This is a genomic window from Pseudomonas sp. ChxA (assembly GCF_030263855.1).
Classification (GTDB): domain Bacteria; phylum Pseudomonadota; class Gammaproteobacteria; order Pseudomonadales; family Pseudomonadaceae; genus Aquipseudomonas; species Aquipseudomonas fluorescens_CB.
Map to the genome: position 1 here is coordinate 190867 of NZ_JARPMK010000002.1, position 11450 is coordinate 202316.

The following is an 11450-nucleotide window of genomic DNA, read 5'->3' on the forward strand; positions in this document are numbered from 1 at the left end:
ACGCTACCTCAGGAAACGCCCAACACCGCCTTCGCCCGCGCCCACAGTTGCAAACGCTCGTCCAGCCCGTTCAGCCCGCCATTGATGCGTCGGGTAATAGTGGTGAACTGGTCTTTATCGGCGAGTTCGTTCAAACCATTGCTCTGCCAGAACCATGCGGCAGACTCACATGCCCATTGCGGCTGCTCCAGCAATTGCGGTTGCTGCAACAGGCGCTCGTCGCCGAATAACGCTTGGCTGCAGGCCAGGTAATTGCGCCGCCCCGTGATCTGGATAAGCCCCCTGCCCCGGTACTTCTGACCATCGCCGTCGGCCTCGGGGGTGTTGCCCAAACGCGCGGCCAGGGTGCCGGTGTCGTATTTACTCAGGTATTGATCGCTGCCCAGTTCTCGCACATAGAGCAACTGGCCGGATTCGTGGCCGACTTGAGCAAGAAATGCGGCCATGCGCTCAGGTGTGATGATTTGGTGGTGTGACATGGCCGCGTTTAACGCAGAAATGAAAACGCCGGCTTTAAGCCGTGAGCGTGGTAAGACTTTAACTAACTGTTGCTCGGACAGGACCATGTTGCCCTCCTCGGCGCTTCGAAATGAAGATCGAGCTTTGAATGCCGCACGCACTCAGGCGTATTTTTCATTCAGTGCATACAAGATCGCGCAGGTTTCGCAATCCAGCACGCCATCATGGTTTTCAGGCCGAAAGTGCAGTTGAAAAGCCCGTACCAGCGCACTGAAAAAACCATCAGAAGTGGGCGTTTCAATGCCATAGCCATAGCGGGAAAATGCCTGAACCACTTGCTCACGCTCAGGCATTTCGCCACTGAATTGCTGGAGGTATTTGTCTTTGACTGAATCCTCGTACCAGGCGCCAATACCTGCCTGCGCAAGGTCTTTCCAGGGAAGCTTGGGGCCCGGGTCTGATTTGCGACCGACTGCAATATCGGAATGGCCTACCACATTTTTCGGCGACATGTCCGGGTAACGTTGCAGGATGTTCCTCGCCAATTGCTTGAGGGCTCTGATTTGCGAAGCCTGGTAGTCAGGGAACGTGAAAACGCCGTCGACATCCGTGGCCTGGTTAACAATCTCGATACCGATAGAGGTGTCGTTCAACCCTGAACGACCGGCCCACTGGCTGACACCTGCGTGCCACGCACGGTCCTCTTCCGCCACCAGACTGAAAATCTTCTGCCCCTTGAAGCCCGCCGCAATGTAGCTCGGATCGGTTGGATCCGGGATCAGATAATGCGCACTTGCAGCCCCGGTAGTCAGCGATTTGACCGAGCCAGAAAAGTCCAACGCGGTGTAGTGCAACACCAGGAAACGTACACGTTTGCCGTAAGGTTTAAGCGTGCGATAAGTGTTGTAGTCAATCGTAAACATAGAGCCTCCCTCTTTCCTATCCATCCTTTAGCTAATACGCAGCACGCACGCTTTGAATTAACCGCACGCGAATGCTGCGACCTGGCGCTCTCAGAGACGATGAAGTGAAGTTGTTGACCTGCTGGTATTCAGGCCCAGTGCAATGCCGTGGGCCCGAACTAAAGCAACGCATCAGCGCTTAGAACTCGTAACCGATCGTCCCGATTTGGGTTGGGTATGGCTTGGTGTTGTTGGTCATTGGGTCAGCGTTGTTCGGGTAGTAAACCTTTCGAGCCAGGAGCGATGGCGTGTAGCCAAACCGAGCCCACACATGACGCGCCTGGGTAATGGTCAAGCGACCGCTTGGTTGAAGACTCAACACAGCATCTGGATTACCGCCTGTATGCGTATGCCAGATTGCAGCGCCACTGGCGTTGTAAATCACCAAGTTGCCATCATTCTGCATTACGCAAGAAGTACCGCCCTTGCCCTGCGTGTAGCTTGCCCAGACAGTTGAGCTGTTAGGGCCGTATGTGTAATCACCTATCGAGTCGAATGATTTATCGCGGAGGATTCCGCTTTCATGTCGCTCAAAGGCGATTGCTCGAGGCTCGCGGGCTTCACATGATTCAACGTCCCGCATCGGGAACATTTGATCTGGAGCTCTGTAAACCCACCCGTGCGGGCGAGAAGTCTTTTGCAGTTACCGCATCTGAATTCTGTCAACATCTGCAAATTCCTTTTGCTGAATTACCCTTTCCGTGGGCAATAAAAAACCCGACACAATCGCCGGGTTTGTTAGCTGAATTTACTCAGTGGTCAGGATGCTCGCTCGCTACTGAATCAGCGGCGTCCACATCCGACATATCCTCTTCGAGAGGTGCATCGTCGTCAGGCGGCAGCGGGATCTTGTCCTCATCACGCCTTGGGTCATGCCCTGTCTCGTTATCAGTGCCGCGTGTGACTTCCTGCTGAGAAATGTTGCCTGGCGCATTCTTATCGATGTCCATGCTGACTCTCCGTTTTTATGCTCGGGATATCCGCGCTTGAACATGGGAGGCTGGCAGGTCATGGTCAGTGCCAATCAATGGACGAACGGCTTAAGGCAAACGTCCCCGTTCAATGGCGAGGCCTGGAATTAACGATTGATAGGTCCGAAGGTGAGCCCTTTCAGGAACCAGCGCTGCTCTGGTGTAATCGAGTCGGCCTGTTTTGCATTTTCGATTTCGGTTGCACCGATCTGCGCGTAGTAGGCGCATGCGATGCCGTCGACCACCACAAATAGCTTCGCCTCTTCGAGACTTCTGAGCAGCATGCTGAACCTCCAGACACGAAAAGCCCCAGCGAATGCTGAGGCCCTGAATAGGTCCCTCATCAGCGTGACAAGTCAGAGGCTCTGAGGGCTTGGGGAAAATTAGGCAATAAAAAGCCCAGCGCGACGGCTGGGCTCTATTACGCAAGGAGATAGAAGATCATGGAGTCCAGTAAGCAATCTTGCCGCCTGCACCAACAGCTATAAAATTGCCGTTGCCGTAGGCGACGCTCCGGATATCGGTTCCTGCGAAAGTGTTGGCTTGCTGAACCCAGCCGATCCCATCCTCGGAAACGGCTGTCTTGCCGCCGTCGCCGACAGCTACATACTTGCCATTACCGTAAGCAATGTCGCGGATGATGGTTCCACCGAAACTGGTATCTCCAACAGCAGTCCAGGTAAGCCCATCGGATGAATATGCCATCTTGCCATCCGCACCAACGATAAACATTTTCCCGTTGCAAAGCTTCATGGAAAGGATGGTGCTAGTGCCGAAGGTGCTGGTTCTGGTCGCGAAAGATTGCGAATCACCCGTCGCCATCTTCACAGCGCTAAGCAGCTTCCCATTCGATCCCGCAACCAACACAAAAACGCCAATGACGTTGACGCAGTGCACAGTCTCGCCAGAAGTGAAGGTCGTAGTGCGCTCCACCTGGCCTGACCAATCGCCATAACGGGAAAAGACTTTACCGTTAGACCCAACCAGTATCCAGGTCGCGTCGCTGCCGGAAATTGGCTGATAATACACAATGCCTTGCAAGTCTCCGGACACGCGAACAGTTGCCGTAATGTTTGTCCAAGCCCTTTCAGGGCGTGCTGTGCTGCCGTAGACCACATTGCCGGATTGAGAAAGGGCTTGAAGCTGTGTCCCAAGACCGTTCCAGTACAGATCGTTGAGGACCTTTCCGCTATCAGAGGTGACGACGTCCTTAAGCTTGGTCCACGCTGTACCAGTCGCGCCTCCGCTGACAAGCTGAGTGGTTGTGGGAAGACCGTTGCCACCAGCCGCATAAAACTTGCCGTCCCCAAAAACCACGCGCCTAAGCATGCCGGTGTTATCCACCGGTTGCACTTGCGTCCAAAGATCTTGCAAGGTTTGAGACGCCGAATTTGCGTTTTCCATTTTAAACTCCGTTACTGAGCTGAATTAAGTTCAGGCCTCTGAATTGGGCGTATGGCGCTCATGGGCGATGGCTCGAGGCGCATGGCCTTCACATGGTTCAACGTCCCGCAACGGGAACATTTGATCTGGAGTTCTGTAACCTCACCTATTCGAGCAAGGAGTTTTTTGCAGTTTCCGCATCGAAGCTCTTTCAAAATAAGTTCCTCCAACATCAGTGAACTGCTGCTGCGAATGACTTACCTGTTCACGCCGACAACCCATTCGCCGTGATCGAACTGCGATACCCCGTCGCCGGATCGCCAACATGCACCACCTGTTTCATCGACCACTGGCCCTGCATATACGAAGGCCAGGTTTCATCCAGCAACAACACGCCTTCGGCAGCCAACAAAGGGTTGCCAGGGCAATCGATCAGCAGTTTCAAACCTTCGCGTCCCACACGTCGCAGTTCGCCTTCAGCCACGGCACGCGCCTCGGCTTGGTTCTGGCAGCGCTGGCGCAAGGTTTTGAACGGGGCCACCCCCACCTCGACTACCTGCTGTTTGCCACCTGCGGCATCCCACCAGGTCACGCGGCTGCCCATGTATTTGGAGCGGGACGTTTCGTCGAGTTTGGCGGTGATGAAGGCTTGATCACCGGGGCGATTGTCCTGGGTCACGGACAGCTTCACCTGCGGTAATAGTTGCCCGGACAGCGATTTGACCTGCCCCGCTTCGGCCAGCACATACAGCTCGTTGATTGGTTTGGTGACCGCGCTGTAGCGCTTGGCAAGGCGGGTGATAAACGCCATGTCGCTTTCATTGGACTGGTCGATATGGGCAATCGCAATGCCTTCCAGCGCAGGAGCCACACGCGGTGAAAAACCGTGACGACTGACCAGTTGGCGAAACAGTGCGCCCAGCGTGGTTGGCCCGTAACTGGCCGACCGTCGCTGACGATAACCGCTGGCGTCGAGCATGCTGAAAGGTGCGGCTGTCGCAACGATCATCAAGCGCATGGGAAACAGCACGGGCGTGCGCTGGGTGATCACGAACTCGCCTTTTTCTACCAGCCCCGATTCCTGGTAACCCACGCGTAAACCGATCTTGCCGCTCAGGCTGGGCAAACCTTCCAGCCCCTCGATATTGAGGGTCAACTCCAGTCGGTCAGACTCGATACCTGCAGCGTCGGTATGGCTCCAATGCATCAGGCGTTGATTAAGCAGCGCGGCATTAGCGCCATAAAACTCCACGATCGGCGTAAATCCCTGTGCCATGTTGCCTCCTTAATCCCACGCCAGAACCGGCCGCACAGCAGCTGGCCGCGTTTGTATTTCCGGCACGATGACCCACACGCCGGCGGGCAGTACCGGCCCGTATTCGGCAAGCTCGGGGTTCAGACGCCAAAGGGTTTCTTCCGCCGCGTCATCGCAACGGCCCAATTCGCGGTAGAGCAACAGGTTGACCGAATCACCGGCAATACTTCGCACTCTACGCATTGACGAATTCCTCCAGTTCCATAGTCCAGGCCATGACCATGGCAGTGCCGTCATCGATCACGTTGCTCTGGGTTTCCATTACCGAATTGATCCGCCACAGGCCCCAGTTACGGCCGATGCCATCGACCAGCGGCAAGGGTGCACGCGCATTTTGCAGGGCGCGCAACTCGTCCAGGCGCTGCATGCCGATGGCGTACATCGCTGTGCCGGTGAACGTGAGCTTCTCCAGCTTCTGGCCGCTTTGCCGCGACTGGGGTTTGCTGGCAATAATCGCCAGGTCACTCCAGCCGCCATCAGTGGTACGCACCAGCCCGGAATAGGCAAAGCCACGGGACAGGCCAAAAATAAAGTCGCCAAGGACCATTTGTTGTTGCATCAATCACCTCCTGGTGGATCGGCCAGCGCCGCGTTGCGCCGAATGCCAAGGGTGTCGGTGACCATCGGCATGCACTGAAATTGCAGGGCCTGGATCACCTGGTTGACGACTTGCTGGGCATCGGCGGGGTTCACGCCGGTAATCTGAATGCTCGGCGCGAGGGTGACTTGCACATTGTCGGTACGTGCGGCGTTGAGCTCTTTGCTCACTGCACCGGGTGCAGGCAGTCGGTCGGTTGAGCCGAACAACTTGTCACCCAGCCAGGTGCCCGCTTCACTGCCAAGCAAACCACCAATGGCGCCGCCGACAGCGGTGCCGACACCGGGGAAAATCAACGTGCCAATGGCCGCGCCGGCCGAGGCTCCTGCCCAGGCGCCACCCGCAGTGGTGAGGCCTGCACCGACGGCTTTGGCGTCGCCGTTACGTACGCCCTGCACCACGTCCATAGCAGTGTCGACATACCTCATCGGGCCGAGGCGGCGGGCGGCGGCGGACTCCAGCTTGCTCACCGCGCCTGACAGGCCGGAGGCCGGCAGCTTCAGCGCGTGAGGCAGCGCCTCAGTTGAGCGCTCATGGCTGAAGGTCTGTGTGTTTGGCAGAGCTGTCATAAGCCCATCAGAAGGCAGAGGGACAAGCCCTCGCTCCAAGGCCGCCATCAGCCCCGGCCCTCTGCCAGCAGCCGGTTGACGGTAATCAGCGCCCTGCTTTCGACTAATTGCCTGGACCTCGCGCAGTTGCATCCCCTGAGTAGGGCCACCGGCGTGAAAACCATTCGACTGCGCAGGGAAAAAGGACTTGGCAAAGCGCTCGGACACACCGCGCAGCGTTGCCATCACGCCGCCGCTTTTTGTAGATGCAAGCCTGGTAGCAGCTGGCTTGGCCACGGAAACCTGTTTCTTCTGCGAACCTTGCTTGTTCTGCGCGCGCTGCGTCTTCTTATTCTGCGATTTTGGCGGTTGGGTATTCTTCTTCCTGGCAGAAGAACGTCTACGGCTGACGCGGCGGCTACTGGGTGAGGCTTGAACTGCAGCAGCACAGCAGCAGGACTTATCCTTTTTAAAGCCATCACTCTTGAATAGCTTGCCGGCGACTCCAGGCAACTTGCCAAGCGTTACGTCAACCAAGTTACCCGTTACCCGGGTTTTGATCGTCTCTCCCAAGCCCGAAAAAAAGCCAGTAATGACGGGGGAAATAACCGGCAAAACGACCACCTCAGCCATTTTTACAGCGGTGACAGCTGTGGGCGACTCACCCGCTATGGTGTTGGCGCGGTCCATCACACGGGTCTTGGCTTGCAGCCACCAGTCCTCCCCGAGCACCGGCGCGAGCTTCAGCGTGGTGGAGAGCCGCTCCTCACTCTTTGAGGACTCCTCTCGCAATTGAGTGGTGGTTTTTTCCGCGACGGCGGGTGCAGCAAACGATTGCTGAAAGGCTGCGACCGGATCGAGGCTCTTTACATCGCGCAACGTCATGGCGTCACGGACCAAGCTCCGATCTTGCGATGCGCTCGACCTAACCTCGGTGGTCGTCTTCTGCTCACTACGCTGATCGACTTTAGACGGTTCAACGTCCACCGCCCTCAGCCGCGACAAGGCGTCTTCCAGCGCGTCCACGCTGTTGCGCACTAACCCCAGGGACAGCGAGAGGCCATTGAGTTGCAAACCTGCATTGGTCAGCGCCAGACTCATCGCGGACAACGACGGCGCCTCTGCGAGACCACCAGAGACCAAAGGGCCTGGGCTGACAATCTCGCCCTCCTTTGCGCCGTCTGCGTTGCTAAAAATACCTTGGCCATCCTTGGCCATGGCATACGCGAGCGAATATGGATTGTGCATCCCGCTTACTCCTGTTTAACGCCAAGGCGAGTGATCGCGATGTCGTAGCGGCGCAATGCTTTGCCGGCGTCCCAGTCGAGAATTTCTGCTTCATTGACCGAGTAAATCAGCGGCACCACATCGAGGATTACTTCGATGTCGCGCTGCGAAAGAAGTCCGCCGGTTGATTTAAAAAATCGTCGATGCGCTCCTGCAGTTCCGTCCAGTCGGGCACGCTCAGGCCGGCGAGATCGGGGATCATCAAACCGGTGCAATGAGCGGTGATGAACTCGGCGCGTTCTTTGTTGGTGGCGAGTTTTTTCATCACCTTGGTGGCGCGCAGGGCGGGCATTTCCAGGGGCAGTTCGGTCAGGCTGCGACCGGCCGCGTCGAGGGCCAGCAACAGCTGAACAGGCTGGTCGTGGTTCGCTTCTTCAGGCTGATCCAGGAAGAACGACGTAGGGCGTGTCGACATGTCATGTACGTACTGAGCGATGCTCACGTAGTCCGGGCGCTTGAGCTGATCGAGCTCTTTTTCCGACAGGCCGGTGGCGAGTTTCGCCAGTTCAAAAAACTGGTCGTCCTCGTCATCACCGGCCCGGGCCAGCGCGTCTTTTTGCGCGGCGTAAAACAACGGCTTGAGTTGAACCTGCTGGATCGTCGCGCCAGTGTCGGCGGTGATCGGGGACAGCAGAATGTGCAGCGGTGGCATCCAGGCCATGGGGCAATTCCTTGTTAAGCATTTTTGAGGTTAAACACAGCCAATGTGGGAGCCGGGCTTGCCCGCGATGCAGGCGACTCGGTATGTCTGGTGCACCGAGGTGATGCCATCGCAGGCAAGCCAGCTCCCACATTGACCGTGCCCGCTTTGCCTTTAAGGCATCAGCACCGCGCGGCGTGCATCGCCGAGAATGTCGACGCCGTTGAGTACGAACTTCTGGGTGCGCACGTCGATGTCGATCACCGAAATACCATTTTCCAGACGGTTGTAGGTGCGGCAGGACAGAACGAGGGTGGTGGTGGCCTTCTCGCCCATTTTCAGCTTCGCCTCCTCCAGGGATTTGAGCTTGCCGCCGACCGTGTGGTAGGTGAAGTAGGTTTTGCCGTCCTGATCCTGGCCGGCTTCTCGCACGTTCAGCAAAATGTCGTCACCCAAGCGCACGCCCAGGGCCAACATGATTTCCGGGCCGGCACCTTGTAGCACCAGGGTTGCGCCGAGCACCTGGCCACTCTTGGCCATTTCTTCGGCGATGAAGCGCCCGCCGGACATGGGTTCCATGTCGAACTCGATCTTCGGCGGAGTGAACTCCTCCACCGTCGCGGACAACGGCAGGCCTTGAAGGGTGGCCGCAATGGCCTGTCTTACACGGTTGGTAAACATTAGAGAACGTCCTCCAGGAATTGCTCGATGATTTCATCGCGGGCATTGAGTTGATAAATCATGTGTTCGTTCGGCGCGTAGCGGCCGTAGTCGATGACGATGAACCAGGTGCCGTTCTTGTACTTCTCGACACTGTTCAATTCCGGGTGCAGGTACACACTGCCGCCGGGAATGGTTTCGTCGGCCACCAGGGTTTGCAGCCAGTCGTTGATGCGCTTGACCTCCTGGTCCATGAACGACTTGGTAAGGTTCTTGGCCATGGCTTTCTGGCCGGCCTTGACCAGCTTGCGGCTGATGGCATCTTCCAGGCCGACGTAGCTGATGAACTTGCCGGTGATGGAGCGGTTACCCAGCAGCGAAAAACCGCCAAGGACAGTGCGCGCGTAGTAGCTCACGCCGTAACGGTTGAGCAGGTCGCCTTCGGTAGAAGTGTCGAGGATGTTGTACTCGACCACACGGGAAACGTCCTCGGCGAACGTCACCTGATTGCCTGGGCTTTCCCATTGCTTGACCTTGGCCAGCGCGGCGATCGCCAGCGAAGATGGCGACAGGAACACGTTCTTCTTCGCCGCCTTGGAGTACACCGACGGCAGGTTGTGCACCAGCAGGCAACGGTCGAAACCGAGGTCGGCACCGCCCAGTTCGCCGCTGTAGGTCACTTGGTCAGCGACCGAGACGTCCTTGCCGTCCAGCACCACACGGGCCTTGATGCGCTTGCCAAAGGCAGCGAACTCACCCGCCACAGCCTTGGTGCCGGTGAAGCCTGGCGCGCCAATGATGGTCAGGTCTTCAGGGACGCTGGCCAGTGCAGCCAGGCCCAGCTTGCGGCCGGTGGTCGGCTCGTTGCCGCCGATCACGTTATTGAGGGTGTCGGCCGGGGTTGCGCCCTCCTCCACGATCACCACATAGACCGGCACCTTCACCACTTTGAGGATCTGGTACACCGCCTGAAACAGCGTGCCCGACTCGGCGCCGGTCGGGTCCAGCAGCGCTTGGGTGGTGAAGCTGTTGATGCGAAACGGCGCGTTTTTCGGAATCGACGCGTGGGCATTCGGCGCGGTGCCGACCAGGCCGATAACGTTGTCGCCCAGGCCACCCATGGCCTCGGGGGATTCAGTGGCATTCACGGTGATGCCGTTGTGCTCGAAGTTCAAAACCTCAGCCATGATTAGTCAGCCTTCTTGGGGGTGGAGTTGAGGACGCTGGTCAGTTCCAGGCGGCCAGCGGTGCGCAGGGCGGATGCTTCGACGTCGAGCAGTTCCAGCTCCTCGCCGGCGGTGGACCAGTGGCCACCTCCGGTGGGGAATGGGATGAGGACGGTGTAGGTTTGGCGGTTGGCCATGGGTAAGTTTCTCCAGACGCAAAAATGCCTTCTGAATTGGAAAATTCAGTGGGCGAAAAAAAACCGCTTTCGCGGTCGTGTCAGTCACTGGATTGGCGCTATAGGCCAATCGATTGAGGATGGGAAACCTGCCTGCTTGTCGAGGCGGTTCAGTTCGACTCGATACAGCCTCCAGGCTTGCAGCCGTGCCAACTCGTCATCGGTTGCCTTCCCCAACTCTTGTGCATCCAACAGCGGTGCGATGCGTATCGCCGCGACTTGCAGTAGCTCGTCTCGACGTTGCAGCGTTTCACTGCTAACCAGCAGTGCCATAACCTCAGCCGCATCGTCAGACGACAAACCGATATGCTGAAGACTCACTGCGTCTGGATTGACGTAGATCGAGCCCTTGTAAGTAACTGTTCTCACTTAAAAACTCCTTATGCAGAAATAGTTGTATTGACCTGCCTGGCGGTGTAGGAACCTGGCGCCAAAGTAAGCAGATTATCCAGCGTTGCCCCAGCGCCGAAACCAACAATAGACACGCTACTGATATCAACCATTTTAGGCACACCGACATTCACGATTGTGCTCTGTGTCCCACCTTTACTGATTGTCGTCTGCGCAAGGCTAAGTTGAATAAACCCGTAATACGTGCTGAACAGCGGCACGTCTTGAACAACGACTTCACACTTATGAAAGAAGAGTTTAAAACTCACACTCTCACCAAAACCACCGTCGCGAGTAAACAAACCTCCGTAATCGGGACCGTATTGCGTCACTCCATTAGCCAGCCCAGTTTCGATTCGGCAGTCCGTAAACTTGATAGACATCTCGGTGAAGGCAGAGAACCCACCACACACATAAGTATTGGAATCAGAAAAGCGCACCAATGCCCCGCGCACAATTGGTTTAGAGGCTTCCGTACCGTAGGGCACAAATAGAATCGACATATTATCAACGTTGGTGCCGCCCAGGCCCCGACCGACTTCATAAACCTTACCGCGTCGCAAAAAAATAGTCGCGGAGCCGCACAACATAACTCTGCTCACCGCCGCCGCAATAGTTTTAAGCGGCTTATCGGGAGTCAAACCACTATTAGTGTCCACACCGCTGGAAGAGTCGACATATAACGCCTTGTTAACCTCTGCTCGAACAGCAGCTGGAACCTGTTCAGTTGCCGCAGCGACGCGTTGATCTATCAATGAAATCTTTTTGTTGACCGTATCCGTCAACGCATTGCATGCCGACACCAAGCCGGCGATTACCGTTTCCAAACTCATCG

17 protein-coding genes are annotated in these 11450 nt (G+C 56.8%); all 17 read right to left on the minus strand.

All coding sequences use genetic code 11. The annotated features are described in order from the left end of the window. Positions 1 to 8: 8 nt before the first annotated feature. Positions 9 to 566 carry a glycoside hydrolase family 19 protein gene (locus P5706_RS26545; RefSeq protein ID WP_200432992.1) on the minus strand — a complete coding sequence of 186 codons (558 nt, stop codon included), beginning with the start codon at positions 564 to 566 and terminating at the stop codon, positions 9 to 11. Positions 567 to 620: 54 nt separating this feature from the next. Next, the gene (locus P5706_RS26550) at positions 621 to 1382 is read right to left on the minus strand and encodes an N-acetylmuramoyl-L-alanine amidase (protein ID WP_170036530.1); all 762 of its coding nucleotides are present in this window, start codon (positions 1380 to 1382) and stop codon (positions 621 to 623) included. A gap of 522 nt (positions 1383 to 1904) precedes the next feature. Then, complete coding sequence (locus tag P5706_RS26555; protein ID WP_425540583.1) at positions 1905 to 2090, minus strand: zinc finger domain-containing protein; 186 nt, start codon at positions 2088 to 2090, stop codon at positions 1905 to 1907. Between the two features lie 83 nt (positions 2091 to 2173). Next, positions 2174 to 2371 (minus strand): hypothetical protein, encoded by a 198-nt coding sequence (locus tag P5706_RS26560; protein ID WP_200432994.1) that lies wholly within the window; start codon positions 2369 to 2371, stop codon positions 2174 to 2176. A 128-nt stretch (positions 2372 to 2499) separates the two neighbouring features. Then, the gene (locus P5706_RS26565) at positions 2500 to 2676 is read right to left on the minus strand and encodes a hypothetical protein (RefSeq protein WP_170036415.1); all 177 of its coding nucleotides are present in this window, start codon (positions 2674 to 2676) and stop codon (positions 2500 to 2502) included. Between the two features lie 157 nt (positions 2677 to 2833). Next, entirely contained in the window at positions 2834 to 3796 is a 963-nt protein-coding gene (locus P5706_RS26570; protein WP_200432995.1) for a DUF6242 domain-containing protein, read from the minus strand. Positions 3797 to 3807: 11 nt separating this feature from the next. Then, positions 3808 to 3993 carry a Com family DNA-binding transcriptional regulator gene (locus P5706_RS26575; RefSeq protein ID WP_200433025.1) on the minus strand — a complete coding sequence of 62 codons (186 nt, stop codon included), beginning with the start codon at positions 3991 to 3993 and terminating at the stop codon, positions 3808 to 3810. A 47-nt stretch (positions 3994 to 4040) separates the two neighbouring features. Continuing rightward, positions 4041 to 5051, minus strand: a complete 1011-nt coding sequence (locus tag P5706_RS26580) for a contractile injection system protein, VgrG/Pvc8 family (protein ID WP_285683053.1) — start codon at positions 5049 to 5051, stop codon at positions 4041 to 4043. Between the two features lie 9 nt (positions 5052 to 5060). Continuing rightward, complete coding sequence (locus P5706_RS26585; protein ID WP_177032743.1) at positions 5061 to 5273, minus strand: tail protein X; 213 nt, start codon at positions 5271 to 5273, stop codon at positions 5061 to 5063. Continuing rightward, the gene (locus P5706_RS26590; protein WP_017137070.1) at positions 5266 to 5649 is read right to left on the minus strand and encodes a phage tail protein; all 384 of its coding nucleotides are present in this window, start codon (positions 5647 to 5649) and stop codon (positions 5266 to 5268) included. Before P5706_RS26590 ends, P5706_RS26585 begins: the two co-directional genes overlap by 8 nt. Then, positions 5649 to 7484 carry a glycine zipper domain-containing protein gene (locus tag P5706_RS26595; protein ID WP_285683060.1) on the minus strand — a complete coding sequence of 612 codons (1836 nt, stop codon included), beginning with the start codon at positions 7482 to 7484 and terminating at the stop codon, positions 5649 to 5651. Before P5706_RS26595 ends, P5706_RS26590 begins: the two co-directional genes overlap by 1 nt. 127 nt (positions 7485 to 7611) lie before the next feature. Next, complete coding sequence (locus P5706_RS26600) at positions 7612 to 8184, minus strand: phage tail assembly protein (protein ID WP_285683062.1); 573 nt, start codon at positions 8182 to 8184, stop codon at positions 7612 to 7614. A 153-nt stretch (positions 8185 to 8337) separates the two neighbouring features. After that, positions 8338 to 8844, minus strand: a complete 507-nt coding sequence (locus P5706_RS26605) for a phage major tail tube protein (RefSeq protein WP_200433000.1) — start codon at positions 8842 to 8844, stop codon at positions 8338 to 8340. After that, complete coding sequence (locus P5706_RS26610; RefSeq protein WP_200433001.1) at positions 8844 to 10010, minus strand: phage tail sheath protein; 1167 nt, start codon at positions 10008 to 10010, stop codon at positions 8844 to 8846. Before P5706_RS26610 ends, P5706_RS26605 begins: the two co-directional genes overlap by 1 nt. Before the next feature lie 2 nt (positions 10011 to 10012). Then, a complete protein-coding gene (locus tag P5706_RS26615; protein ID WP_163005422.1) occupies positions 10013 to 10186 on the minus strand; it encodes a hypothetical protein in 174 nt (57 codons plus the stop codon). 84 nt (positions 10187 to 10270) lie between these two features. Beyond that, positions 10271 to 10594 (minus strand): tail fiber assembly protein, encoded by a 324-nt coding sequence (locus tag P5706_RS26620; protein ID WP_285683065.1) that lies wholly within the window; start codon positions 10592 to 10594, stop codon positions 10271 to 10273. 11 nt (positions 10595 to 10605) lie between these two features. Next, positions 10606 to 11448 carry a hypothetical protein gene (locus tag P5706_RS26625; RefSeq protein ID WP_285683067.1) on the minus strand — a complete coding sequence of 281 codons (843 nt, stop codon included), beginning with the start codon at positions 11446 to 11448 and terminating at the stop codon, positions 10606 to 10608. Positions 11449 to 11450: the final 2 nt, after the last annotated feature.

What these genes read in the sequence shown, in the direction of transcription:
- P5706_RS26605 (WP_200433000.1), bottom strand. Translation starts at nt 8,844, where the DNA reads ATGTTTACCAACCGTGTAAGACAGGCCATTGCGGCCACCCTTCAAGGC.
- P5706_RS26595 (WP_285683060.1), bottom strand. Translation starts at nt 7,484, where the DNA reads ATGCACAATCCATATTCGCTCGCGTATGCCATGGCCAAGGATGGCCAA.
- P5706_RS26560 (WP_200432994.1), bottom strand. Translation starts at nt 2,371, where the DNA reads ATGGACATCGATAAGAATGCGCCAGGCAACATTTCTCAGCAGGAAGTC.
- P5706_RS26625 (WP_285683067.1), bottom strand. Translation starts at nt 11,448, where the DNA reads ATGAGTTTGGAAACGGTAATCGCCGGCTTGGTGTCGGCATGCAATGCG.
- P5706_RS26600 (WP_285683062.1), bottom strand. Translation starts at nt 8,184, where the DNA reads ATGGCCTGGATGCCACCGCTGCACATTCTGCTGTCCCCGATCACCGCC.
- P5706_RS26610 (WP_200433001.1), bottom strand. Translation starts at nt 10,010, where the DNA reads ATGGCTGAGGTTTTGAACTTCGAGCACAACGGCATCACCGTGAATGCC.
- P5706_RS26555 (WP_425540583.1), bottom strand. Translation starts at nt 2,090, where the DNA reads ATGTTGACAGAATTCAGATGCGGTAACTGCAAAAGACTTCTCGCCCGC.
- P5706_RS26570 (WP_200432995.1), bottom strand. Translation starts at nt 3,796, where the DNA reads ATGGAAAACGCAAATTCGGCGTCTCAAACCTTGCAAGATCTTTGGACG.
- P5706_RS26550 (WP_170036530.1), bottom strand. Translation starts at nt 1,382, where the DNA reads ATGTTTACGATTGACTACAACACTTATCGCACGCTTAAACCTTACGGC.
- P5706_RS26580 (WP_285683053.1), bottom strand. Translation starts at nt 5,051, where the DNA reads ATGGCACAGGGATTTACGCCGATCGTGGAGTTTTATGGCGCTAATGCC.
- P5706_RS26585 (WP_177032743.1), bottom strand. Translation starts at nt 5,273, where the DNA reads ATGCGTAGAGTGCGAAGTATTGCCGGTGATTCGGTCAACCTGTTGCTC.
- P5706_RS26590 (WP_017137070.1), bottom strand. Translation starts at nt 5,649, where the DNA reads ATGCAACAACAAATGGTCCTTGGCGACTTTATTTTTGGCCTGTCCCGT.
- P5706_RS26545 (WP_200432992.1), bottom strand. Translation starts at nt 566, where the DNA reads ATGGTCCTGTCCGAGCAACAGTTAGTTAAAGTCTTACCACGCTCACGG.
- P5706_RS26565 (WP_170036415.1), bottom strand. Translation starts at nt 2,676, where the DNA reads ATGCTGCTCAGAAGTCTCGAAGAGGCGAAGCTATTTGTGGTGGTCGAC.
- P5706_RS26615 (WP_163005422.1), bottom strand. Translation starts at nt 10,186, where the DNA reads ATGGCCAACCGCCAAACCTACACCGTCCTCATCCCATTCCCCACCGGA.